General features: G+C 66.2%; 16 protein-coding genes and 10 tRNA genes. 20 read left to right on the top strand and 6 right to left on the bottom strand.

Translation table 11 applies throughout. The features are described from left to right. Positions 1 to 8: 8 nt before the first annotated feature. Complete coding sequence (locus ACIPR8_RS13740) at positions 9 to 2,072, top strand: prolyl oligopeptidase family serine peptidase (protein ID WP_446541374.1); 2,064 nt, start codon at positions 9 to 11, stop codon at positions 2,070 to 2,072. 33 nt (positions 2,073 to 2,105) lie between these two features. On the opposite strand, the gene ppx is transcribed toward ACIPR8_RS13740, so the two are convergent. From ppx to ACIPR8_RS13715, 5 genes are all read right to left on the bottom strand, one after another. After that, a complete protein-coding gene (ppx, locus tag ACIPR8_RS13735; protein WP_192286554.1) occupies positions 2,106 to 3,632 on the bottom strand; it encodes an exopolyphosphatase in 1,527 nt (508 codons plus the stop codon). A gap of 170 nt (positions 3,633 to 3,802) precedes the next feature. Then, positions 3,803 to 5,881, bottom strand: a complete 2,079-nt coding sequence (gene ppk1 / locus ACIPR8_RS13730; protein WP_192286553.1) for a polyphosphate kinase 1 — start codon at positions 5,879 to 5,881, stop codon at positions 3,803 to 3,805. Further along, positions 5,878 to 7,218, bottom strand: coding sequence for a phosphate regulon sensor histidine kinase PhoR (gene phoR, locus ACIPR8_RS13725; protein ID WP_132862563.1), 1,341 nt, complete (start codon positions 7,216 to 7,218; stop codon positions 5,878 to 5,880). Before phoR ends, ppk1 begins: the two co-directional genes overlap by 4 nt. Positions 7,219 to 7,308: 90 nt before the next feature. Next, the gene (phoB, locus tag ACIPR8_RS13720) at positions 7,309 to 7,998 is read right to left on the bottom strand and encodes a phosphate regulon transcriptional regulator PhoB (protein ID WP_132862564.1); all 690 of its coding nucleotides are present in this window, start codon (positions 7,996 to 7,998) and stop codon (positions 7,309 to 7,311) included. 113 nt (positions 7,999 to 8,111) lie between these two features. Next, positions 8,112 to 9,767, bottom strand: a complete 1,656-nt coding sequence (locus ACIPR8_RS13715; protein WP_446541373.1) for a M48 family metalloprotease — start codon at positions 9,765 to 9,767, stop codon at positions 8,112 to 8,114. Between the two features lie 152 nt (positions 9,768 to 9,919). On the opposite strand from ACIPR8_RS13715, the gene grxC reads away from it, so the two are divergent. The 3 genes from grxC (at position 9,920) to ACIPR8_RS13700 (ending at position 11,736) form a co-directional block, all read left to right on the top strand. Continuing rightward, positions 9,920 to 10,210: a glutaredoxin 3 gene (gene grxC, locus ACIPR8_RS13710; protein ID WP_446541372.1), complete on the top strand. Its 291-nt coding sequence runs from the start codon at positions 9,920 to 9,922 to the stop codon at positions 10,208 to 10,210. Further along, the gene (locus ACIPR8_RS13705) at positions 10,207 to 10,599 is read left to right on the top strand and encodes a carboxymuconolactone decarboxylase family protein (RefSeq protein ID WP_192286550.1); all 393 of its coding nucleotides are present in this window, start codon (positions 10,207 to 10,209) and stop codon (positions 10,597 to 10,599) included. Before grxC ends, ACIPR8_RS13705 begins: the two co-directional genes overlap by 4 nt. A 132-nt stretch (positions 10,600 to 10,731) precedes the next feature. After that, positions 10,732 to 11,736, top strand: coding sequence for an isocitrate dehydrogenase (locus ACIPR8_RS13700; RefSeq protein ID WP_192286549.1), 1,005 nt, complete (start codon positions 10,732 to 10,734; stop codon positions 11,734 to 11,736). Between the two features lie 294 nt (positions 11,737 to 12,030). On the opposite strand, the gene ACIPR8_RS13695 is transcribed toward ACIPR8_RS13700, so the two are convergent. Further along, on the bottom strand, positions 12,031 to 12,792 hold the full coding sequence (locus tag ACIPR8_RS13695; protein ID WP_132862569.1) for a Bax inhibitor-1/YccA family protein: 762 nt from the start codon (positions 12,790 to 12,792) through the stop codon (positions 12,031 to 12,033). Between the two features lie 139 nt (positions 12,793 to 12,931). Between ACIPR8_RS13695 and ACIPR8_RS13690 the strand changes: the two genes are divergently transcribed. The 16 genes from ACIPR8_RS13690 to ACIPR8_RS13615 all read left to right on the top strand — a co-directional run bounded on the left by ACIPR8_RS13690 (position 12,932) and on the right by ACIPR8_RS13615 (position 23,032). Further along, a tRNA-Pro gene (locus ACIPR8_RS13690) sits at positions 12,932 to 13,008 on the top strand. Between the two features lie 45 nt (positions 13,009 to 13,053). After that, positions 13,054 to 13,130, top strand: a tRNA-Arg gene (locus ACIPR8_RS13685). Between the two features lie 37 nt (positions 13,131 to 13,167). Beyond that, positions 13,168 to 13,244, top strand: a tRNA-His gene (locus ACIPR8_RS13680). A 79-nt stretch (positions 13,245 to 13,323) separates the two neighbouring features. Beyond that, a tRNA-Lys gene (locus ACIPR8_RS13675) sits at positions 13,324 to 13,399 on the top strand. Positions 13,400 to 13,509: 110 nt separating this feature from the next. Beyond that, positions 13,510 to 13,585 (top strand) — tRNA-Lys (locus ACIPR8_RS13670). A gap of 111 nt (positions 13,586 to 13,696) precedes the next feature. Beyond that, positions 13,697 to 13,781, top strand: a tRNA-Leu gene (locus tag ACIPR8_RS13665). A gap of 181 nt (positions 13,782 to 13,962) precedes the next feature. Continuing rightward, positions 13,963 to 15,258: a trigger factor gene (tig, locus tag ACIPR8_RS13660; protein WP_446541371.1), complete on the top strand. Its 1,296-nt coding sequence runs from the start codon at positions 13,963 to 13,965 to the stop codon at positions 15,256 to 15,258. 67 nt (positions 15,259 to 15,325) lie between these two features. Beyond that, complete coding sequence (gene clpP / locus ACIPR8_RS13655; protein ID WP_132862571.1) at positions 15,326 to 15,952, top strand: ATP-dependent Clp endopeptidase proteolytic subunit ClpP; 627 nt, start codon at positions 15,326 to 15,328, stop codon at positions 15,950 to 15,952. 127 nt (positions 15,953 to 16,079) lie between these two features. Then, positions 16,080 to 17,369 (top strand): ATP-dependent Clp protease ATP-binding subunit ClpX, encoded by a 1,290-nt coding sequence (clpX, locus tag ACIPR8_RS13650; RefSeq protein WP_132862572.1) that lies wholly within the window; start codon positions 16,080 to 16,082, stop codon positions 17,367 to 17,369. Between the two features lie 140 nt (positions 17,370 to 17,509). Next, a complete protein-coding gene (gene lon, locus ACIPR8_RS13645) occupies positions 17,510 to 19,963 on the top strand; it encodes an endopeptidase La (RefSeq protein WP_313254047.1) in 2,454 nt (817 codons plus the stop codon). A gap of 206 nt (positions 19,964 to 20,169) precedes the next feature. Continuing rightward, positions 20,170 to 20,442 (top strand): HU family DNA-binding protein, encoded by a 273-nt coding sequence (locus tag ACIPR8_RS13640; RefSeq protein ID WP_132862574.1) that lies wholly within the window; start codon positions 20,170 to 20,172, stop codon positions 20,440 to 20,442. Positions 20,443 to 20,454: 12 nt separating this feature from the next. Next, positions 20,455 to 20,529, top strand: a tRNA-Val gene (locus ACIPR8_RS13635). 27 nt (positions 20,530 to 20,556) lie between these two features. Then, positions 20,557 to 20,633 (top strand) — tRNA-Asp (locus ACIPR8_RS13630). Between the two features lie 81 nt (positions 20,634 to 20,714). Continuing rightward, a tRNA-Asp gene (locus ACIPR8_RS13625) sits at positions 20,715 to 20,791 on the top strand. Between the two features lie 63 nt (positions 20,792 to 20,854). Beyond that, positions 20,855 to 20,931 (top strand) — tRNA-Asp (locus tag ACIPR8_RS13620). A gap of 130 nt (positions 20,932 to 21,061) precedes the next feature. Continuing rightward, positions 21,062 to 23,032: a peptidyl-prolyl cis-trans isomerase gene (locus ACIPR8_RS13615; protein WP_446541370.1), complete on the top strand. Its 1,971-nt coding sequence runs from the start codon at positions 21,062 to 21,064 to the stop codon at positions 23,030 to 23,032. Positions 23,033 to 23,250: the final 218 nt, after the last annotated feature.

Raw genomic sequence — 23,250 nt, 5'->3', positions numbered from 1 at the left:
GAATGATGATGAGCAAGTTCCGTGACGCCTGCGCGGCGCTGGCGCTGCTTGTGCTGATGAGCGTGGCCGTGGACGTGCCGGCGGCAGTCCAGGACCCCACGTTGCACAGCGCCGCCACCGCGCAACGCGCGCTGGCGCCCGCAGCGCGTCTGCCACGCGCGGCGTTCCTGGAAGACCGTGCACTCGCCGCCGTGCGGTTGTCGCCGGGCGGTGACCAGGTGGCCTGGCTGCGCGAACAGGGCCAGACGCGCAGCCTGATGGTGCTGCCCACCGCCGGTGGTGCGGCCAGGGTTCTGGTGGGCCGTACCCAGGCGCGGCAACTGTCCTGGTCACGCGATGGCCGCTGGTTGTTCCTGCGTGCACCGCGTTCGCTGGCAATGGTGCCGGTGCATTCGGCCGGCGGCATGCGCACCCCCTTGGGCGGCGTGGAGCAGCGCCAGGTGATGAAGGTCGATCCTTCGCAGCCGGCGGCCGTGTTGCTGCGCGAGCGCGTGGTGGCCGGCGATGGCGAGCGCTGGCGGATCGTCCGCATGGACGCGCAGGGCAAGCGCAGCGTGCTGCGCGAAGACGCGCACTGGGTCCACGACGTCGCGCTGGACGCGGCCGGGCGGATCGTGGCGTTGGCGCGCTTCGATGGCGATCACGACGCCCTGTACCGGGTGCAGCCCGATGGCCGGTTGCGGGCGGTATTGCGGCTGCAGCCGCTGGAACGGGTCAACCTGCTGGCGGCGATGGACGACGGCAGCCTACTGCTGGACGGCAACCCCGGCGGCAACTTCCGCCGCGTGCTGCGCCTGGAGGCCGATGACACGCTGCGGACGCTGCACGAGGATCCGCGCCACGAGGCCGACCTGGACGAGGTCGTGCTCGATCCGGCCAGCCAGCAGCCCGTGGCGGCGAGTTACCGCAGCACCGTGGCCACCACCCAAGGCATCGGCGCGGCGGCGCCGGTACTGGCGGCCATCGCCCGCCAGTTGCCGGGGCGCGACATCGGCGTGCAGGCCGCCGGCGCATCCTCGACGTGGCTGGTGTCCGCGCGCGCGGCGACCCTGCGCGACCCGCAGTGGTACCTGTACGACGCACGGCGCGGCGGGCTGCGGCGCATCCTCGATGCGCCCGCGGTGGCCGGGCAGGCACCGCCGGAAAGCCAGCTCTCGCGCAAGGTTGCGGTGTCCTACCGCGCCTCCGATGGCATGCAGGTGCATGGCTTCGTGCTGTTGCCGCCGGGCGTGGATCCGGCGCGGGCGCCGTTGGTCGCACAGGTCCATGGCGGTCCGATCAGCCACTTCCGCCCCGGCTTCGATGGCGTGGCGCAGTTCTTGGCCAATCGCGGCTACGTGGTGTTCCAGTCCAACTTCCGCGGCTCCACCGGCCATGGCCGCGCGTACACGTTCGCGCCGCAGGGCGACTACGGCAATGGCCGCGTGCAGCAGGACGTGGTCGACGGCGTGCGCTGGCTGCTGGCGCAGGGCATCGGCGATCCCCAGCGCGTCGGCATCGTCGGCCATTCCTTCGGCGGCTATTCCACGCTGCTGGGGCTGACCTTCCAGCCGGAGCTGTTCAAGGTCGGCGTGGCTGGCGCACCGCCCGCGGACCTGGGCTGGGCGATGCGCTGGCTGGTCATGTCCGGCGAGCAAGGGGACCTGCCCGATCGTTCGTTGCGGCAGACGCTGCGCGCACTGTCACTGGATGCCACCGAGCCGGCGACCCAGGCGCGGTTGCACGCGCAGTCACCATCGGCCAATGCGGCGCGGATGCGCCGGCCCTTGCTGGTGATGGCCGGGGCCGTGGATCGCACCGTGGCCATCCGCGAGGTCACCCATTACGTGGCCACGCTGAAGGCGCAGGCCACCCCGGTCACCTTGCTGGTCGACCCGGAAGGCGGGCATTCGCCGGTCGACCCGATCCCCCGCGAGGCCTACCTGTTCGCGATGGAAACGATGCTGCAGCGGCATCTGGGTGGGCCGGTGCCCGAACCCGCCGGCCAGCGCCTGCGCGCCTACCTGCGGCAGAACCTGCGGGTGGCCGGGCCGGAGTTCGCGGCCCTGGCGCAACCGGCGCCCTCGCCATGAGCCCGTTGGCTTCCGTCCGCCGCGTGCGGCAGGTCAGGCCACGAACGGCCGGAAGTTGATGCCCAGGCCAAGCATGCCTTCGGCTTCGCCGACCAGGTCCGCGCGCAGCAGCGGCCGTGCGTCGATGAAGTCCTTGGACAGGACCAGTGACAGCGTGTTGCCGTCCACCGACAGCTCCAGCGTCGGGATCGGGTCCGGCTCGTGCGCGCGGTGCAGCAGCACCGCCAGCCGCAGCAGGGCGGCGGTACGCTTGGCCGGCAGCAGCAGGCGCTCGGGCAGGGCATCGAACGCGGCCTTGGACACGCCGCGGCGATGGGTGCGGATCAGCGCCGCCAGCATCTGCTGTTCCTGCCGCGAGAAGCCGGAGATGTCCGAGTTCTCGATCACGTAGCTGCCGTGGGTGTGGTAACCGCTGTGCGCGATCATCAGGCCGAGCTCGTGCAGGCGCGCGGCCCAGCCCAGCATGCGGGCATCGTCCGAATCCAGCTTCCAGCTTTCGGCCACCTGCTCGAACAGGCGCTGCGCGGTGGCTTCCACGCGCAGGGCCTGGGTGGTGTCGATGGCGTAACGCTGGGTCAGCGCCGCCACCGATTCGTCGCGCGGGTCGTTGTCGCTGGCGCGGCCCATGATGTCGTAGAGGATGCCCTCGCGCATCGCCGCCTTGCTGACCAGCAGCTTCTGCAGGCCCAGCGACTGGAACGCCGCCTCCAGCACCAGCACGCCGCCGGCGATGATCGGGCGGCGCTCGCTGGACAGGGTCGGCAGGTTGATGTCGTTGATGTGCTTGGCGCGCAGCAGTTCCTCGCGCAGCTGCGGCAGGGCCTCGGCGGTGATCGCGCCCTTGCTCAGCTTCATCGCCGCGCAGATCTCGCTGATCGCCTTGTGGGTGCCCGACGAGCCCAGCGCCTCCTGCCAGCCCAGCGCCTTGTACTTGTTGGCGAAGGGCTGGAACTCGGCGCCGATCTCGGTGAGTGCGTCCTTCCAGCGCTTCTTGCTCAGCTTGCCGCCGGGGAAGAAGCGTCGCGTGCTGGCGATGCAGCCGGCCTGCAGGCTTTCGCGCTCCAGGGTCTGCATGCCTTCGCCGATGATGAACTCGGTCGAGCCGCCCCCGATGTCGATCACCAGCCGGTGCTGGCCCGGCTTCGGGGGCTGCGCATGCGCCACGCCCAGGTAGATCAGGCGGGCTTCCTCGCGGCCATTGACCACTTCGATGGCGTGGCCCAGCGCGGTCTCGGCCGGCATCAGGAAGGACAGCGGCGAGCGCAGCTGGCGCACGGTGTTGGTGGCCAGCGCACGCACCCGGTAGGGCGGGATGTTGCGGATGCGCTGGCCGAACCGGGCCAGGCATTCCAGCGCGCGCTGGCGGGCGTCGGCGGACAGGCCGCCCTTGCCGTCCAGGCCGTCGGCCATGCGCACGGTTTCGCGCAGGCGATCGACCACGCGCAGCTGCCCGAGCAGGTAGCGCGCGATGACCATGTGGAAGCTGTTCGAGCCGAGGTCGATGGCGGCCAGCAGGTCGCCGTCCTGCAGGGGCGGTGGGGTCGTTGAGGACTGGGGCATGGCGGAATGGTACTGGCAGGAGGGAGTGAAGAGGAGTGAGGAACGGGAAAAAACAGGCGGCGCACCGCTCGCCCGATCACTGCCGCCGCCCGCGCGGGCGCGACGATGTCGCCGGAGGGCGCTGCAGCAGCGGCCCTCCACTCCTCGTTCCTGCTTCCCCGGTCCCTGCCTTACAGCGCTTCGAGCAGGGCCTGCTGGGCTGAATGCGGCGGCTGGCCGGGGGCCGGCTGGCACTGCAGGTAACGCCCGTCGGCCTGCAGGTCCCACGCGTTGAGGTTGTCGTCCAGGTAGTTCTGCAGCACTTCGCGGTAGATGCGCTTGGCCAGGTCGCTGTCCAGGATCGGGAAGCAGGTTTCCACGCGGCGCAGCAGGTTGCGCTCCAGCCAGTCGGCGCTGGCGCAGTACAGCTCCGGCGCACCGTTGTTGCCGAACCAGTACACGCGGCTGTGCTCCAGGAAGCGGCCGACGATCGAGCGCACCCGGATGTTGTCCGAGACGCCTTCCACGCCCGGGCGCAGGGTGCAGGCGCCGCGCACGATCAGGTCGATCTGCACGCCGGCCTGTGAGGCGGCGTACAGCGCGCGGATCACCTGCGCCTCGTTGAGTGCGTTCATCTTGGCGATGATGCGTGCCGGCTTGCCTTCCTGGGCCAGCCGGGTCTCGCGCTCGATGCGCTTGATCAGGCCGGCGTGCAGGGTGAACGGCGACTGCAGCAGGCACTTGAGCTTCATCTTCGGCGCCAGCCCGGACAACTGCTGGAACAGCAGGTGCACGTCGTTGCCGATGTCCGGATCGGCGCTGATCAGGCTCAGGTCGGTGTACGCGCGGGCGGTGCCGCTGTGGTAGTTGCCGGTGCCCAGGTGCACGTAGCGGCGCAGCTTGCGGCCCTCGCGGCGCACGATCAGCAGCATCTTGGCGTGGGTCTTGTAGCCGACCACGCCGTACACCACCTGCACGCCGGCATCCTGCAGGCGGTCGGCCAGGCCGAGGTTGGCCTCTTCGTCGAAGCGCGCGCGCAGTTCCACCACCACGGTGACGTCCTTGCCGTTGCGCGCGGCCAGGATCAGCGCTTCCACGATCCCGGAGTCCTTGCCGGTGCGGTACAGGGTCTGCTTGATCGCCAGCACGTTCGGGTCCACCGCCGCCTCGCGGATCAGCTCCAGCACGGTGCTGAAGGAGTCGAACGGGTGGTGCAGCAGGATGTCGTTGCGCGCGGCCATCTCGAAGATGCCTTCGGAGGTCTTGAGCACGCGCGGGCTCATCGGCGGGTACTTCAGGTCCGGCCGCTGCAGCAGGTCATAGACCTGGATGACGCGGTTGAGGTTGACCGGGCCATTGATGCGGTAGGCCGCGTTCTCCGACAGGCCGAAGTTCTGCAGCAGCGTCTGCATGATCGGCTTCGGGCAATCGTGCGCGATCTCCAGGCGCACCGCCGGGCGATAGCCGCGGTCGACCAGTTCATCACGCAGCGCCAGCGCCAGGTTCTCCACTTCCTCCTCGTCCACCACCAGCTCGGAGTTGCGGGTGACGCGGAACTGGTAGGCGCCCTGTACTTCCATGCCCGGGAACAGTTCGTCGACGAAGGTCGACAGCACCGCCGACAGCAGCACGAAGTTCTGCGGGCCGCCCAGCGACTCGGGCAGCTGGATGATGCGCGGCAACGAGCGCGGCGCGCGTACCAGCGCCAGGTGGCCGGCGCGGCCGAAGGCATCGGTGCCCTTCAGCACGACCACGATGTTCAGCGACTTGTTGAGGATCTTCGGGAACGGGTGCGAGGGGTCCAGGCCCAGCGGCGACAGCACCGGCATGATCTCGTTGCGGAAGTAGGCGCGCAGCCAGCGGTGCTGGCGCGCGGTCCATGCCTTCTGCGCGAGGATGCCGACGCCGGCCTCGGCCAGTGCCGGGCGCAGTACTTCGTTCCAGCAGCGGTACTGCTGGTCCACCAGTTCGGCGGCACGGTCGTGGATGGCGCTCAGGATGGCCTGCGGGCTCATCCCGTCCGGCGCCGGCGGCAGGCCGAACTCCTGCGCGTGGCGCACGGCGGCGGCGCGGATCTCGAAGAACTCGTCCAGGTTGGTGCAGGAGATGCACAGGAAGCGCAGGCGTTCGAGCAGCGGCACCTGCTCGTCCTTCGCCTGGGCCAGCACGCGGAAGTTGAAGTCCAGCTGCGACAACTCCCGGTTGATGTACAGCGCCGGATCTCGCAACAGTTCGGGGGCAGCGACGGGGGCGGGGGAGGGCGGGTTCATGCCGGGAAGTCTTCCGTGGACGAGATCGAGGGGGAGTTGCTGCGCGGACGTACGTGTTCGGCATCGAAATGGCAGGCGAAGGTGCTGCCCTGGCCCACTTCACTGCGGATTTCCAGCCGGGCCTGGTGCAGGCCGAGGATGTGCTTGACGATCGACAGCCCCAGCCCGGTGCCGCCGCTTTCGCGCGAGCGGCTGCTGGACACGCGGTAGAAGCGCTCGGTCAGCCGCGGCAGGTGGTTGGCCGGGATGCCGTAGCCGGTGTCCGTGACCGCCAGCACCGCGCCCTTGCCCTCGCGGGCGAAGGTCAGGCTGATCCTGCCGCCGGCGGGCGTGTAACGCACCGCATTGGTCAGCAGGTTGGAGAAGGCGCTGTGCAGTTCCTTGTTGGAACCGGCCAGGTCCACCCCGGCCTGGTCCTCGACGGTGATGGTGTGGCGGCCCTGGCTGTGCGCTTCGGCTTCGCGCTTGAGCGAGGCCAGCATCGAGGTCATCGCCACCGTCTCCAGCTCGGTGTGCTGCTGCGATTCCAGCCGCGACAGGGTCAGCAGGTCCTCGACCAGCTGCGCCATGCGCTGGGATTGCTTGCGCATCTCCGACAGCATCGGGCCGGTATCGGGGAAGTCCTCCGGGTCCATCATGTCCAGGTAGCCATGCACCACGGTCAGCGGCGTGCGCAGCTCATGCGAGACGTTGGCCACGAAGTCGCGGCGTACCTGTTCCAGGTGCAGCAGCTTGGTGACGTCGCGCGCCACCAGCAGCCAGTGGTGGTCCGAGTACGGGATCAGGCGCAGGTGCAGGCGGATGCCCGGGTCGACCGGCGAATTGGCATCCAGGATCGGCTCGGCGTTGCGGCCGCCGGCCAGCCAATGCGCCAACGGCAGCGGCTGCAGGCGCTCGACCAGTGCCGCGCCCATGTCGGCCGGGTGCTGCAGGCCGAGCAGGCTGGTGGCCGCTTCGTTGAACCACTGCACGCGTTGGGTGTTGCGGTCCACCACCACCACCGCGTCGGGCAGCGCGGCGGCGGCTGCGCGATAGCTGCGCAGCATCTCGATCAGGCGCCGCTTGCGCACGCGCATCTCCTGCTGGTTGCGGTACAGCAGCCGGTCCAGCTCGTTCCAGACGCCCACCCCATTGCTGGTCTCCCAGCGCTGGCGTGCGGTCAGGCGCAGCAGCACCTGGCGCAGTCGCCAGTAGTGCCAGGTCAGGACCAGCAGCGCCGCCACCGCCACGCACAGGGCCGGATGACCGGTCCACGTCCCCAGCAATCCGGCCAGCAGCAACAGCACGGCCACGGTGGCCAGCGTCTTCAACCAGGCGGATCGGAATTGGCGGGGCATTGCGTTCTCGGGGTGGCGCGGAGGGTTCATGCGGATGAACCCGGGTTATAGCATCAAGCGCATGGCACGGCCTGCCGGCCGCATCACCGCTCAGATCGAAGCGGAGAACCGATAGCCGGCGCCACGAACGGTCTGCACCATGTTTTCCGCACCGAACGGTTCCAGCGTCTTGCGCAGGCGGCGGATGTGCACGTCGATGGTGCGCTCCTCCACGTAGACGCTGCCGCCCCAGACATGGTCCAGCAGCTGCGAGCGCGTGTAGACGCGTTCGGGGTGGGTCATGAAGAAGTGCAGCAGGCGGTACTCGGTGGGGCCGATCGGCACCGGCACGTCGCCGGCGAATACGCGGTGGGCGGCACCGTCGATGCGGATGGTGCCCACCGACACGCTGCCGTCCTCATCGTCGTCGCGGGTGCGGCGCATCACCGCGCGGATCCGCGCCAGCAGTTCGCGTGCCGAGAACGGCTTGACCACGTAGTCGTCCACGCCGGCTTCCAGGCCACCGACGCGGTCGTTCTCTTCGCCGCGGGCGGTGAGCATGATGATCGGCACATCGCGCGTCATCGCTTCCTTGCGCCAGCGCCGGGCCAGTTCCAAGCCGCTGGTGCCGGGCAGCATCCAGTCCAGCAGGATCATGTCCGGGACACGGTCGGCGATGGCGGTCTGGGCTTCGAGGGCGTCACCGGCATGCACCGGTTCGTACTCGCCCTTGCGCAGGGCAAAGGCGACCATGTCACGGATCGCGGGTTCGTCATCGACAATCAGGATGCGTTTCTGCACGTCGTGCCTACCGTTAGTGCCCATCAAGCGGGAATGCGCCCAGTAGACTACGGTTTGATGACGGGTTTGTGACAGCGCGGGCGGCGTGCCGGTTGGCGCCCGTGCAGCATCGGTCAGTTGCGTGACATCTCCGGGTCACGCTGGCCCAGCCGGCGCATTTCCAGCACGGTCGGCATGATCGACTCGATCCGGGCATCGACCCGGGCCCGGGTGACGTAATCCAGGCTGGGCTGCTTGAGCAGGGCCTGGAACTGGATCAGGGCCTGTTCCGGACGGCCGTTCAGGTAGGCGGCCTCGGCGTAGCTTTCGCTGGCCCGGGTGGTGTCGCCGGCCAGTTCGCTGGCCCGGGCGAAGGTGGCCTGGAACACAGGGTCGTCGCCGGAACGGGCCAGCAACGGCCGCAGCATCGCCTGCGAGCGCTTGCCGGCGTCCTCGCCCCCCTGTTCGTTGAGCACCCGCGCATAGGTCAGCGCGACCGGCCGGTTCTGCGGCAGCCGCCTGGTCAGTGCGTCGAAGCGGGCATTGGCCTGGGCGAACTGGCCGTTGCGGGACTCCGCCTCGCCCAGCGCCAGTTCGATCCAGAGGTTGTCGGGGTACTCGCCGTCGAGCTGCTGGAGTTCCTGCAGGGCCTGCTTGGCCGCGGTGCCGCCGTCGCGCAGGCGGGCGATCGCCACGCCGTAGCGTTGGGCGTCGGTCAGGCCGTTCTTCTGGCTGCGCTTGAGCCCTTCGTATTCGCGGATCAGCTCCGAGGGCGTGGTGGCGCTGAGCACGCGCAGTCGCTCGCGGGCCCAGTCGAACTGGCCGGTGGCCCCGCGCGGCAGGCTGCTGCTGGGCAGCGACAGCTGCAGGCCGGAGGGCAGCAGCGGGTTGCCGCTGCTGGACAGCGGGTCGCCGGTGGTATCGGGGATGGCCGGGTTGACCCGTTCCTGGTGGATCCCGGTCGGCGTCTGCGTGGTCAGCAGCAGGGTGTCCTTCTTCATCTGCTCGGCGCGCGACTTGGCCTCGCTGATGCGGGTGGTGTTGACCGGGTGGGTGCGCAGGAAGTCCGGGGTCGAGTAGCCGCCCTCGTTGCCACGCATGGCCGCGGACATGCGCTCGAAGAAGCCGGCCATCGCATCCACGTCGTAACCGCTGCGGGCCAGGGTGCGGATGCCCAGGCGGTCGGCCTCGGACTCGTTGGAGCGGGTGTAGTTGATCTGCCGCTGCTGCATCAGGCCCATGCCGGAGGTGATCGCGGCCATCGTGGCGTCGCCGGAGGAATTGCCGCCGGCCTGCTGGGCGGCGATCACCGCCGCCAGCATGCCCAGCAGGATCGGGATCTGGTCGCGCTGGGCGCGCTCCACCCCGCGCAGCACGTGCTGCTGGGTGACGTGGGCGATCTCGTGGGACAGCACCGCGGCCACCTCGTCCTCGCGCTCGGCGGTCAGCACCAGCCCGGCATTCATGCCGATATAGCCGCCCAGCGTGGCGAAGGCGTTGATCTGGCGGTCCTTCATCATGAAGAACGTGTACTTCTGCTGCGGCTGGGCGCTGTTGGAGCCCAGCCGCCGGCCCATGGTGTTGAGCCAGTCGTCCACCAGCGGGTCGTCCAGCAGGTAACCGTAGTTGCGCAGCTCGCGCAGCATCATCCCGCCGTACTCGGCCTGCCGGGCCGGGGTCAGCAGCTCGCCGGCCGATGAGCCGATGTCCGGCAACTTGGTGTCATCGGCCCGGGACAGCGGTGTGGCCAGGGCCAGGGTGACAGCGGTGGCGAGCAGAAGCGTGCGCAAGCGGGAGCTCCGGAAGGGGCAGGGCGGAGGATGACGGGGAACGGGTGCCGCGGTGTGAAGCACAGGTTAATCCGCAGTGTTCTGTCGGTGGCGTGGAAAATCCAGTCGCCAGCTACCATATACAGACAACATTTCCTGTCGGGAGTTTCCTCGTGAGCAACCAAGCCAATGGCGCAGGCGCGCCGGAGATCACCATCTACTCCACGGCGGTCTGCCCGTACTGCGTGGCGGCCAAGAACTTCCTGCAGAGCAAGGGCCAGTCCTGGACCGAAGTCCGCATCGACCTGGACCCGGCCGAGCGCGAGAAGATGATGTCCCTGACCCGTCGCACCAGCGTGCCGCAGATCTTCATCGGCGAGGTCCACGTGGGCGGTTACGACGACATGATGGCCCTGCATCGCGCCGGCAAGCTGGAGCCGCTGCTGGCGGGGCAGGGCGCATGAGCCAGCCCACCGACAAGGACCGTGTGGCCGAGTTCACCGAGTTCCGCCAGCGCATGAACCAGCGCATCCTGGCCGAGCCGAACCAGGTGGTGCGGCGCTTCTTCGCGCTGGACACCCAGACCTACCAGGCCGGCGCGCTGGACGTGAAGACCAAGGAGCTGCTCGGCCTGGTCGCCTCGCTGGTGCTGCGCTGCGACGACTGCATCAGCTACCACGTGGCCCAGTGCAAGGAGGCCGGGGTGACCCGCGAGGAGTTCTTCGAGACCTTCTCGGTCGGGCTGGTGGTCGGCGGGTCGATCGTCATCCCGCACCTGCGCCGCGCGGTGGACTTCCTGGACCAGCTGGAGAGCGGTGCCGCCGAGGCCCCGGCCGGGCACGACCACGGCTGAACCCCAGACCATGGTCCAGTTGGGGGAGGGGGCCGGATCAGGCATAATTGACAGTTGAAACTGTTTCATACGCGCCGGTATCCGGGCAGCCGGATGGCGCTATCACTCCTCCCTGTTCGGAATACCTAACAAATGACGCAGACAATCACCGTCATCCGCGGCGATGGCATTGGCCCGGAAATCATGGACGCCACCCTGTTCGTACTGGACAAGCTCAACACCGGGCTGCAGTACGAAGATGCGGACGCCGGTCTGGTCGCGCTGGAAAAGCACGGTGAGCTGATCCCGGCTGCCACGCTGGAATCGATCACCCGCAACAAGGTCGCTCTGAAGAGCCCGCTGACCACCCCGGTGGGCGGCGGCTTCAGCTCGATCAACGTGGCCCTGCGCCGCCAGTTCGACCTGTACGCCAACGTGCGCCCGGCCATCTCGTTCCCGAACACCAAGTCGCGCTACGAGAACATCAACATGATCACGGTGCGCGAGAACACCGAAGGCGCCTACCTGGCCGAAGGCCAGGAAGTGTCCGCCGACGGCGAGACCGCGTTCTCCGGCACCCGCATCACCCGCAAGGGTTCCGAGCGCATCGTGCGCTACGCCTTCGAGCTGGCCAGGAGCACCGGCCGCAAGAAGGTCACCGCCGTGCACAAGGCCAACATCATCAAGTCGACCTCGGGCCTGTTCCTGAACGTCGCCCGTGAAGTCGCCGCGCAGTACCCGGAAATCGAATTCCAGGAAATGATCGTCGACAACGCCTGCATGCAGCTGGTGATGCGTCCGGAGCAGTTCGACATCCTGGTCACCACCAACCTGTTCGGCGACATCATCTCCGACCTGTGCGCCGGCCTGGTCGGCGGCCTGGGCCTGGCCCCGGGTGCAAACATCGGCAAGGACGCGGCGATCTTCGAAGCCGTGCACGGCACCGCGCCGGACATCGCCGGGCAGGGCAAGGCCAACCCGGTCGCGCTGATGCTGGCCGCTGCACAGATGCTGGACCACGTCGGCCAGCCGGAAAACGCCGAGCGCCTGCGCAAGGCCATCGTCGCCACGATGGAAGCCAAGGATTCGCTGACCGGCGACCTGGGCGGCACCGGCACCACCATGGGCTTCGCCCAGGCCATCGCCAGCCGCATCTGATCCACCGGCCAACGCTTGTGGTTCAATCAGAACGGAGCGCGCAAGCGCTCCGTTTCTTTTTGCCTGTCCGCCACCAAAGCCAACGCATTAGCCCCCTCCCTTTCGGCGAAACCGACGCTATTGCCCCCTCCCTTTCGCCGAAGGCGAAGGGGAGGGTAGGGGAGGGGTGAAGTTCTTCGCTGCAAACAACCCCGCATACACGGACAACAAGCCAGTCCTCACCCCATCAATGCAGGAAAACACAAACAAGAAGGGCGCCTCGCGGCGCCCTTCGATTCCAGCATGACGGTCGGCTCAGTTGCGCGACTGCAGCTTCGACAGCAGGCGCAGGAACTCGATGTACAGCCACACCAGCGTGACCATCAGGCCGAACGCGCCGTACCACTCCATGTACTTCGGGGCGCCGGCTTCCACGCCGCTTTCGATGAAGTCGAAGTCCAGCACCAGGTTCAGCGCCGCGATCACCACCACGAACAGGCTGAAGCCGATGCCGATCAGGCCGGACTGGTGGATGTAGGGGATCTGGATGTTGAAGAAGCCCAGCACGATCGTGGCCAGGTACACCAGCGCGATGCCACCGGTGGCCGCGACCACGCCCAGCTTGAAGTTCTCGGTGGCCTTGATCAGCCCGCTGCGGTAGGCGAACAGCAGCGCGAACAGGGTGCCGAAGGTCAGGATCACGGCCTGGAACACGATGCCGTTGAAACGCACCTCGTAGATGGCCGAGATCGAGCCCAGGAACAGGCCTTCGGCCAGGGCGTACAGCGGTGCGCTGACCGGTGCCCAGGTCTTCTTGAAGATCGTCACCAGCGACAGGATGAAGCCGACGATCATGCCGCCCCACAGGTACAGCTTGGCGGCCGGCAGCAGTTCGCCGCTGTCGCTGATCGTGCCGTTCCAGGCGAAGGCGGCGGTCAGCACGGCCAGCAGCAGCAGGATGCCGGTCTTGTTGACGGTGCCGTTGATGGTCATCGCATCGGCGCCGCGCGAGACGACGGTGCCGCTGCCAAGGTCGAGGAAGGTGGATTCGGAAAGGGCCGGATTGCCGCTGCGCATGCAATGCTCCATGGCTGGGTGAGGAGGGTTTATCCCGCCCAGCATACCTGTATCGACGAAAGTGAAAATTGTCGTTGACAGATCCGGCTTCAGTTCCGACAATAGCCGACCTTTCCGGGGCACCGGAGAGATTCACCGCCGGGGTATAGCGCAGTCTGGTAGCGCGCCTGCTTTGGGAGCAGGATGTCGGGGGTTCGAATCCCTCTACCCCGACCATCCGATGCACTCAAGGCGCACCGGAGTGCGACGATCCGGTCTTGAGCGCCCGTAGCTCAACTGGATAGAGCACCGGCCTTCTAAGCCGGCGGTTACAGGTTCGATTCCTGTCGGGCGCGCCAATCGGCGCAAGCGGTAGGCAAGGTTGTTGTTTCAGTGGTGGCTGTAGCTCAGTTGGTTAGAGTACCGGATTGTGATTCCGGTGGTCGGGGGTTCGAATCCCCTCAGCCACCCCACTGAATGAAGAAGCACCGAGGTGAAATTCGGGGTTTCAAAAAAAAGAAGGATGCGTTAAGATTCGCCTCCTGATTTTCAGGGCTGTTAGCTCAGTTGGTAGAGCAGTTGACTCTTAATCAATAGGTCCAAGGTTCGAATCCTTGACAGCCCACCATTTTGAAAGGCCACCGGAGCGATCCGGTGGCTTTTTCTTTAAGTGTAAGCCCCGTGTTTTCGGGCTGGTGCGAAAAACACCGCTGGTGTACAATTCGCGCCGAAGTTTCAGGGCTGTTAGCTCAGTTGGTAGAGCAGTTGACTCTTAATCAATAGGTCCAAGGTTCGAATCCTTGACAGCCCACCAAATTGAAGCCATCGGAGCAATCCGGTGGCTTTTTTATTGCCGGTTGCCGCGTTCGTCCCGGCTTCCGCTTTCGGGGTTGGCCTGCAACAATGGCGCCCCTGAACCGGCCTTGCGAAAGTGGCGGAATTGGTAGACGCCCTGGATTTAGGTTCCAGTGCCGCAAGGCGTGGGGGTTCGAGTCCCCCCTTTCGCACCATTGCCCGGTTCACCGCGCCCGCCGCCGGGCGCGCTTCCTGCCGCCCTGAATGGCCCCCCACTGCTGGCGGTGCCGGCCGTTATCGGCCAAACTAGAGGGCTGCGGCGGAAATCCGCCGCCTGGGATCGTTTCAACCACCACATCGTGCCGGGGGCCGTCGCCACCGGTGGCAGGAGTCAACATGCAAGCTTCGATCGAATCCACCGGCAACCTGGAACGCCGCCTGAGCTTCTCGCTGCCGGCCGACCGTCTGCAGACCCACATCAACGGGCGTCTGGGCGAAATCGCGCGTACCGCGCGTATCAAGGGCTTCCGCCCGGGCAAGGTGCCGGCCAAGGTGATCGAGCAGCGTTTCGGGCCGCAGGTGCGCGCCGAGGCGATGGACGGCCTGCTGCGTGAAACCTTCGACGCCGCCCTGCGCGAGCACGAGCTGCGCATCGCCGGCAACCCGCGCATCGACAAGGCCGGCGAAGGCGAGTTCGACTTTGTGGCCACCGTCGAGCTGATCCCGGATTTCGGTGACGTCGACGTGACCAAGCTGACCGTGGTCCGCCACACCGCCGAGATCACCGACGCCGACATCGACCAGATGATCGAGAACCTGCGCCAGCAGCGCCGTACCTGGAAGCCGGTCACCCGTGGCGCCCAGGAAGGTGACCTGGTCGGCCTGGAAACCTGGTCGCAGGCCGGTGACGAGCGCCTGCCGGCAGAAGGCACCGAGAAGGGCACCATCATCATCGGCCAGGGCATGATGTTCGACCAGATCGAGAAGGGCCTGGTCGGCCTGGCCAAGGGCGAGGAAAAGGTCCTGGACGTCGAGTTCCCGGCTGACTGGCGCGTGCCGGCGCTGGCCGGCAAGTCGGTCAAGGTCACGGTCAAGGCCGTGGAAGTGTCCGAGCAGGACGTGCCGGAAGTGGACGCCACCTTCATCAAGAGCTTCGGCGTGAAGAACGGCGACCTGGAGCAGTTCCGCAAGGACATCCGCTCCAACCTGGAGCGCGAGCTCAAGGGCGCGCTGATGAACCGTCTGCGCCGCGAAGTCGGCGAGCAGCTGATCGCCGCCTATTCCTCGGTCGAGCTGCCGCCGCGCCTGGTCGAGGGTGAAGCCCGCTCGATGCTGGCCCAGCAGATCGATGCCATCCGCCGCCAGGGCGGCAACCCGGGCGATGTACCGGCCGATGCCCATGAAGGCTTCAAGGATGCGGCCGGCAAGCGCGTGCTGGTCGGCCTGCTGGTCGGCGAGGTGGCCCGCAAGAACGAGCTGCGCCTGGACCCGAAGCGCCTGAACGAAACCATGCGCCTGATCGCCTCGACCTACGAAGAGCCGGAACAGGTCATTGAGATGTACCGTAATGATCCCCAGCTTATGGCTGGCCTGCAGAACCGCGTGATGGAAGAGCAGGTCATCGACTGGATCGCCGAGCGTGCCCAGCACACCGAGCAGGCGCTGTCGTTCCAGGAAGCCATCCGCCAGTAAACCGGCGGGCGTTCCGTCCCCGCGCTCCGGCGCGGGGGTTACTTCTCAAGAATAGGTGCCTCACGAAATGGACAACCGAGCCAAAGCCCTGAACATGGTTCCGATGGTGGTCGAGCAGACCAGCCGTGGCGAGCGCGCCTATGACATCTATTCGCGCCTGCTCAAGGAGCGCCTGATTTTCCTGGTCGGCCCGATCGACGACCACATGGCGAACCTGGTGGTGGCGCAGTTGCTGTTCCTGGAAGCGGAAAACCCGGAAAAGGACATCAGCATCTACATCAATTCGCCCGGTGGCGTGGTCACCGCCGGCATGGCGATCTACGACACCATGCAGTACATCAAGCCGGACGTGAGCACCATCTGCGTCGGCCAGGCCGCCTCGATGGGCGCGCTGCTGCTGGCGGCCGGTGCGGCCGGCAAGCGTTATGCGCTGCCGAACTCGCGGGTGATGATCCACCAGCCGCTGGGCGGCTTCCAGGGCCAAGCCACGGACATCGACATCCATGCCCGTGAAATCCTGACCCTGCGTTCGCGCCTGAACGAGGTGCTGGCCAAGCACACCGGCCAGTCGCTGGAGACCATCGCGCGCGACACCGAGCGCGACAACTTCAAGAGTGCGGCCGACTCGGTAGCCTATGGTCTGGTCGACCAGGTGCTGGAGCGTCGTCCGGACGAGTCGATCCAGGCCGGGTAACGGTGCAAGTGGCCGAAAATACGGCATTTTTTGCAGGGTCGGAACTGGACTGGCGTCCATCCGGCCCTGTGCTATTCTCGAAATCGAACCCCCTGTTCAGAGGGGGAAGCAACTGGGTAAGCGAAGCATGAGCGAAGACCGGCAAGGTCGTTCCGGGGACAGCAGCGGCAAGATTCTGTACTGCTCGTTCTGCGGCAAGAGTCAGCACGAGGTACGCAAGCTGATCGCGGGCCCGAGCGTGTTCATCTGCGATGAATGCGTGGAGCTGTGCAACGACATCATTCGCGAGGAGCTTGAGGAAAAGGCGCAGTCGGCACGCAGCTCGCTGCCCAAGCCGCGCGAGATCCTCGAAGTGCTCGACCAGTACGTCATTGGCCAGAACCGTGCCAAGCGCACGCTGGCGGTGGCCGTGTACAACCATTACAAGCGCATCGAGAGCCGTCAGAAGAGCGACGACGTCGAGCTGTCCAAGTCCAACATCCTGCTGGTCGGCCCGACCGGTTCGGGCAAGACGCTGCTGGCCGAAACGCTGGCGCGCCTGCTCAACGTGCCGTTCACCATGGCCGATGCCACCACGCTGACCGAAGCCGGCTACGTGGGCGAGGACGTGGAAAACATCATCCAGAAGCTGCTGCAGAAGTGCGACTACGACGTCGAGAAGGCGCAGCAGGGCATCGTCTACATCGATGAAATCGACAAGATCTCGCGCAAGAGCGAGAACCCGTCGATCACCCGCGACGTGTCCGGCGAAGGCGTGCAGCAGGCGCTGCTGAAGCTGATCGAAGGCACCGTGGCCAGCGTCCCGCCGCAGGGTGGCCGCAAGCACCCGCAGCAGGAATTCCTGCAGGTGGACACCAAGAACATCCTGTTCATCTGCGGCGGCGCGTTCGCCGGGCTGGACAAGGTGATCCAGCAGCGTTCCTCGGAAACCAGCAGCATCGGCTTCGGTGCCAAGGTCAAGAGTGCCGAGCGCAAGCAGGAAGTGGGCAAGGTGCTGGCCGAAGTCGAACCGGAAGACCTGATCAAGTTTGGCCTGATCCCGGAGTTCGTCGGCCGCCTGCCGGTCGTGGCAACCCTGGAGGAGCTGGACGAGCCGGCCCTGATCAAGATCCTGACCGAGCCCAAGAACGCCATCACCAAGCAGTTCAAGAAGCTGTTCGAGATGGAGAACGTGGAGCTGGAGTTCCGTCCGGACGCGTTGTCGGCCATCGCCAAGAAGGCGCTCAAGCGCAAGACCGGTGCCCGTGGCCTGCGTACCATCGTCGAGTCGGTCCTGCTGGACACCATGTACGACCTGCCGTCGCAGGAAAACGTCAGCAAGGTGGTGGTGGATGAGTCGGTCATCGAGAACAAGTCCGAGCCGTACATCATCTACCAGACCCCGCCGGCACCGGCCAAGGCCGCGTCCGGCGACTGAGCCAGTCTCAGAGGGGGCTGAACCGGGATTCTGTGGTTCAGCTGCGGGATTTTCCGCCTCTTGCAACCCCCAGCCGATGGCCCCATAACGGGGCCATCGGCTTTTTTATTCAGCCTTCCCCGAATTCAGTGGAGCCCGCCATGGCGCAGTCCCAACTCGAAGTCCTCGACCTGCCGGTCCTGCCGCTACGCGACGTGGTGGTGTTCCCGCACATGGTCATTCCGCTGTTCGTCGGACGCGACAAGTCCATGCAGGCGCTGGAACGCGCCATGGAGGCGGACAAGCGCATCCTGCTGCTGGCTCAGAAGTCGGCCGAGACCGACGACCCGGCGGCGGCGGACCTGTACACCGTCGGCACGCTGGCCCAGGTGCTGCAGTTGCTGAAGCTGCCCGACGGCACCATCAAGGTGCTGGTCGAGGGCCTGTCGCGCGTGAGCGTGGACAAGGTCTACGAGCAGGACGGCGCGCTGCAGGGCCACGGCGTGGAGCTGGAGTCGGACGAGTCGCGCGAGCCGCGCGAGATCGAGGCGATCGCCCGCTCGCTGATGTCGCTGTTCGAGCAGTACGTCAAGACCAACCGCAAGCTGCCACCGGAGCTGCTGCAGACGCTGGCCGGCATCGAGGAGCCGGCGCGCCTGGCCGACACGATCGCCGCCCACATCGGCGTGCGCCTGGCCGACAAGCAGAAGCTGCTGGAAACGCTGCAGGTCGGTGACCGGCTGGAAATGCTGGTCGGCCTGGTCGATGGCGAGATCGATGTGCAGCAGCTGGAGAAGCGCATCCGCGGCCGCGTGAAGTCGCAGATGGAGAAGAGCCAGCGCGAGTACTACCTCAACGAGCAGATGAAGGCCATCCAGAAGGAACTGGGTGACCTGGACGACGCGCCGGGCGAGCTGGACGAGCTGGCCCGCAAGATCGCCGAGGCCGGCATGCCCAAGGCCGTCGAGGCCAAGGCGAAGAACGAGCTCAACAAGCTCAAGCAGATGTCGCCGATGTCGGCCGAAGCGGCCGTCGTGCGCAACTACCTGGAATGGCTGCTGGGCGTGCCGTGGAAGAAGCGCACCAAGGTGCGCAAGGACCTGAAGGTCGCCCAGGACACGCTCGACGCCGACCATTACGGCCTGGACAAGGTCAAGGACCGCATCCTTGAATACCTTGCCGTGCAGTCGCGCGTGAAGCAGATGAAGGGGCCGATCCTGTGCCTGGTCGGGCCGCCGGGCGTGGGCAAGACCTCGCTGGGCCAGTCCATCGCCAAGGCCACCAACCGCAAGTTCGTGCGCATGTCGCTGGGCGGCGTGCGCGACGAGGCCGAGATCCGTGGCCACCGTCGTACCTACGTCGGTTCGATGCCGGGCCGCATCGTCCAGAACCTCAACAAGGTCGGCAGCAAGAACCCGCTGTTCGTGCTCGACGAGATCGACAAGATGTCGATGGATTTCCGTGGCGACCCGTCCTCGGCGCTGTTGGAAGTGCTCGACCCCGAGCAGAACAACGCCTTCAACGACCACTACCTGGAAGTGGACCTGGACCTGAGCGAAGTGATGTTCGTGGCGACCTCGAACTCGCTCAACATCCCGGGCCCGCTGCTGGACCGCATGGAGGTGATCCGCATCCCCGGCTACACCGAGGATGAGAAGCTCAACATCGCCATGCGTTACCTGGTTCCCAAGCAGCTCAAGGCCAACGGCCTGAAGACCGAGGAACTGTCGGTCGAGGAGGACGCCATCCGCGACATCGTGCGTTATTACACGCGCGAATCCGGCGTGCGTAACCTCGAGCGTGAGATCGCCAAGATCTGCCGCAAGGTGGTCAAGGAGATCGCGCTGGCGGGCCCGCAGGTGGAGAAGAAGGCCAGGAAGGGCGCCAAGAAGGCCAAGGCGCTGGTCGTGGTCGACGGCAAGAACCTGGACAAGTACCTGGGCGTGCGTCGCTTCGACTTCGGCCGCGCCGAGGAAGCCAACGAGATCGGCCTGGTCACCGGCCTGGCTTGGACGGAGGTCGGCGGCGACCTGCTGCAGATCGAGTCCACCCTGATCCCAGGCAAGGGCGCGGTGACGCTGACCGGCCAGCTCGGCAACGTGATGAAGGAATCGGCGACCGCGGCGCTGTCGGTGGTGCGTGCGCGTGCCCAGGCGCTGGGCATCGACGTGGACTTCCTGCAGAAGCACGACGTGCACCTGCACGTGCCCGACGGTGCCACCCCGAAGGACGGCCCGAGCGCCGGCATCGCGATGGTCACCTCGCTGGTGTCGACCCTGACCAAGGTGCCGGTCAAGGCCGAGGTGGCGATGACCGGCGAGATCACCCTGCGCGGGCGCGTCACCGCCATCGGTGGCCTGAAGGAAAAGCTGCTGGCCGCGCTGCGCGGTGGCGTGCGCACGGTGATCATCCCCGATGAGAACCGCAAGGACCTGGCGGATATCCCGGCCAACGTCACCCGCGATCTGAAGATCGTCCCGGTGAAGTGGATCGACGAGGTGCTGGACATCGCGTTGGAGTCGCCGCTGGCGCCGAAGAAGACGCGTAAAACTGCGCAGCGTGTCACTGTCCGTGGCAAGTCCAAGGCAGCTCCGAGTGCGCGCGTCAAGCATTGAAATGTGAACGCAAAACCCCCCGAAACCCGCGCCGTTATTGGCTTTTCAGCTTGCGTGGGTAGGGGGGCGCTGGTATAAAAGTGCCACTCGCGCACACGCTGTTCTGCGATGTGGTGTGAATGCAGGATCTCCGGTCGTTGCCTTGCCATAGCGGCAGCGACCCACCCAACTATTCCGCGGATTTGCCGCAAAGGGAGTTTTACAGAATGAACAAGACCGAATTGATTGATGGCGTTGCCGCTGCTGCTGACCTGTCCAAGGCCGAGGCTGGCCGTGCAGTTGACGCTGTCATCGCCGAGATCACCAAGGCCCTGAAGAAGGGCGATGCCGTGACTCTGGTGGGCTTCGGTACGTTCCAGGTTCGCGAGCGCGCCGAGCGCACCGGCCGCAATCCGAAGACCGGCGAAGAGATCAAGATCGCCGCTGCAAAAAATCCTGCCTTCAAGGCTGGTAAAGCCCTGAAGGACGCTGTAAACTAAGCGGCTCACCGGGGGTGCTTAGCTCAGTGGTAGAGCGTCTCCCTTACAAGGAGAGGGTCGGGGGTTCGAAACCCTCAGCACCCACCAATAAGCACCAACGAAAAGTTTGAAAGTGGAGCGGTAGTTCAGCTGGTTAGAATGCTGGCCTGTCACGCCGGAGGTCGCGGGTTCGAGTCCCGTCCGCTCCGCCACTTCATACCGGCCCCTGAGCGATCGGGGGCCTTGTTTTCTCGAAACCACTTTGGTTGAAGGAAAACTAAAAAAGTTAATGCGGAGCGGTAGTTCAGCTGGTTAGAATGCTGGCCTGTCACGCCGGAGGTCGCGGGTTCGAGTCCCGTCCGCTCCGCCATTAATCAAGTCGCTCCCCGGAGCGCGCATCGTCGGGTTTCCGGCGGTGGACGGGTCAAAACGTGGAGCGGTAGTTCAGCTGGTTAGAATGCTGGCCTGTCACGCCGGAGGTCGCGGGTTCGAGTCCCGTCCGCTCCGCCAGTTGTCTCAAAAGCCCTCGGCGCAAGCCGGGGGCTTTTTCTTTGGCCGCCCGCCTGCGGAGGGCTTGTTTGGGAGTCAAGGGGGAAGCGGGTTACACTGCCCGGCTCGCCAATAGGCCCTGATTTTTCCCATGCTGCAGAAACTTCGCGACAAGACCTCAGGCTGGATCGTTACCGTGATCATGGGCCTGCTGATGATCCCGTTCCTGTTCGTGATCGACAACAGCTACCTCGGTGGCGTCGGCGCACAGAACGTGGCCAAGGTATCGGCACCGCCGTCGTGGTGGCGCTCGGCGCCGTCGTGGTGGCCGATGTCGTTCCTGTGGAACCACCACGAGATCAGCGTCGAGGACTTCCGGACGCGTTTCGAACAGGCGCGCATGCAGGCGCGCGAAATGCAGGGCGACAACTTCGACCCGCGTGAGTTCGAGACCACCGAAAGCAAGCGCGCCGTGCTCGACCAGCTGATCGACGAGCAGGTGGTGCGCCTGGCCGCCGAAGATGCGCATATCGTCGTCGGTGACGCCGCAGTGCGCGATTACATCAACAGCATCGACGCGTTCAAGCGCGACGGTAAGTTCGATGGCGACCAGTACCGACTGACCCTGGCGCAAGGCAACCCGCCGCGCACGCCGGCGATGTTCGAGCAGCTGGTGCGTACCAGCCTGCAGCAGTCGATCATTCCCAATGCGTTGGCGCAGTCGGGGTTCACCACCAAGGGCGAAAGCGAGCGCCTGTTGAAGCTGCTGGGTGAAACCCGTGACACCGAGTTCGCGCTGCTGCCGGCCCCGGAGGCCGACACCGCCGCGGTCAGCGATGCCGAGATCAAGCAGTGGTACGACACCCATCCCAAGCAGTTCCTGCAGCCGGAGACGGTGTCGCTGGAATACGTGGAGCTCAACGCGGCGGCGATGCCGCCAGCTGCTGCTGCGGACGAGGCGACGCTGCGCAAGCGCTATGAGGACGAGAAGGCACGTTTCGTGTCGGCGGACCAGCGTTTGGCTTCGCACATCCTGATCAGCGCCGGCAGCGACGAGGCGTCGCAGAAGGCCGCCGAGGCCAAGGCCACCCAGCTGGCCGCCGAGGCCAAGCGGCCGGGGGCCGATTTCGCCGCACTGGCCAAGGCCAATTCGCAGGATCCCGGTTCCAAGGACACCGGTGGTGACCTGGGTTGGGTCGAGAAGGGCGTGATGGTCAAGCCGTTCGAAGATGCGCTGTTCGCGATGAAGGCGGGCGACGTGGTCGGGCCGGTGAAGACCGAGTTCGGCTACCACGTGCTGAAGCTGCGCGAGATCAAGGGTGGCGAAGGCCGTCCGTTCGAGGAAGTGCGTGACCAGTTGGCGGCCGAGCAGCTGCAGGCCGACACCGAGCGTGCGTTCAACGACCTGAGCGGTCGCTTGGTGGACCTGGTCTACAAGAATCCGACCGCGCTGGAGCCGGCGGCCAAGGAGGTGGGGCTGCCGGTGCAGACCCTTGCGCCGTTCAGCCGTGCCACCGCCAGCGGCATCGCCACCAACCCGGCGGTGCTGAAGGCGGCGTTCTCCGATGCGTTGGTCGAGGATGGCACTGTCAGCGATCCGATCGAACTGGCGCCGAACCACAGCGTGATGATCCGCGTTACCGCGCATACGCCGGAGCAGGCCATTCCGCTGGACAAGGCGCGTGACCAGGTGATCGCTGCGGTGCGTGAGCACCGCGTCGAGGAGGCTTCGAACAAGGCCGCCGATGCACTGCTGGCCAAGTTGAACGGCGGGCAAACCCTGCAGGCGCTGGCCGAGGCGGAGAAGCTGCAGCTGATGCCGATCCCCGGCCTGCCGCGCAACGCGCCGATGCCCAGCGCTGTCGCCAACCGTGCCGTGTTCAGCGCTGCGCCGCCGACTGCCGACAAGCCCAGCTACGGCAAGGTCGCGCTCGAGGATGGTCGCTATGCGTTGTTCGCGGTGACCAAGGTGACCCCGGGCAACCCCGCCGAAGTGCCGGAACAGCAGCAGGCCATGCTCAAGCAGCAGCTCAGCCAGATTGATGGTGCCGCTGCGGCCAAGGCCTACGTCGATGGCATGCGCAAGCGCTTCAAGGTGCAGGTGCAGGAATCGCAGCTCTGATTCCCTGAAGGGATGAAGACGAAAAGCCCGGCCAATGGCCGGGCTTTTTTGTGGGGCCTGCACGCCTGTCGCAGGAGCGGCTTCAACCGCGAGGCCGCCGCGGCTGCCGAGGCGGGTAAACGCATTGCCGTGTCCGCAAGGCGCTGCTTTCGATCAGGGATGATCCGCTTCGCGCCCAAGGGCGCTCCGCCGGACAAAAGAACGCCCGGCGTTGCCGG

This window comes from Stenotrophomonas sp. LARHCG68, assembly GCF_052871705.1.
The sequence above is the reverse complement of the archived record's forward strand: the minus strand, read 5'-3'. Positions and strand labels throughout refer to the sequence as shown.

What these genes read in the sequence shown, in the direction of transcription:
- ACIPR8_RS13740 (WP_446541374.1), top strand. Translation starts at nt 9, where the DNA reads ATGAGCAAGTTCCGTGACGCCTGCGCGGCGCTGGCGCTGCTTGTGCTG.
- ppx (WP_192286554.1), bottom strand. Translation starts at nt 3,632, where the DNA reads ATGCCCCAGTCCTCAACGACCCCACCGCCCCTGCAGGACGGCGACCTG.
- ppk1 (WP_192286553.1), bottom strand. Translation starts at nt 5,881, where the DNA reads ATGAACCCGCCCTCCCCCGCCCCCGTCGCTGCCCCCGAACTGTTGCGA.
- phoR (WP_132862563.1), bottom strand. Translation starts at nt 7,218, where the DNA reads ATGCCCCGCCAATTCCGATCCGCCTGGTTGAAGACGCTGGCCACCGTG.
- ACIPR8_RS13705 (WP_192286550.1), top strand. Translation starts at nt 10,207, where the DNA reads ATGAGCCAGCCCACCGACAAGGACCGTGTGGCCGAGTTCACCGAGTTC.
- ACIPR8_RS13700 (WP_192286549.1), top strand. Translation starts at nt 10,732, where the DNA reads ATGACGCAGACAATCACCGTCATCCGCGGCGATGGCATTGGCCCGGAA.
- ACIPR8_RS13695 (WP_132862569.1), bottom strand. Translation starts at nt 12,792, where the DNA reads ATGCGCAGCGGCAATCCGGCCCTTTCCGAATCCACCTTCCTCGACCTT.
- tig (WP_446541371.1), top strand. Translation starts at nt 13,963, where the DNA reads ATGCAAGCTTCGATCGAATCCACCGGCAACCTGGAACGCCGCCTGAGC.
- clpP (WP_132862571.1), top strand. Translation starts at nt 15,326, where the DNA reads ATGGACAACCGAGCCAAAGCCCTGAACATGGTTCCGATGGTGGTCGAG.
- clpX (WP_132862572.1), top strand. Translation starts at nt 16,080, where the DNA reads ATGAGCGAAGACCGGCAAGGTCGTTCCGGGGACAGCAGCGGCAAGATT.
- lon (WP_313254047.1), top strand. Translation starts at nt 17,510, where the DNA reads ATGGCGCAGTCCCAACTCGAAGTCCTCGACCTGCCGGTCCTGCCGCTA.
- ACIPR8_RS13640 (WP_132862574.1), top strand. Translation starts at nt 20,170, where the DNA reads ATGAACAAGACCGAATTGATTGATGGCGTTGCCGCTGCTGCTGACCTG.
- ACIPR8_RS13615 (WP_446541370.1), top strand. Translation starts at nt 21,062, where the DNA reads ATGCTGCAGAAACTTCGCGACAAGACCTCAGGCTGGATCGTTACCGTG.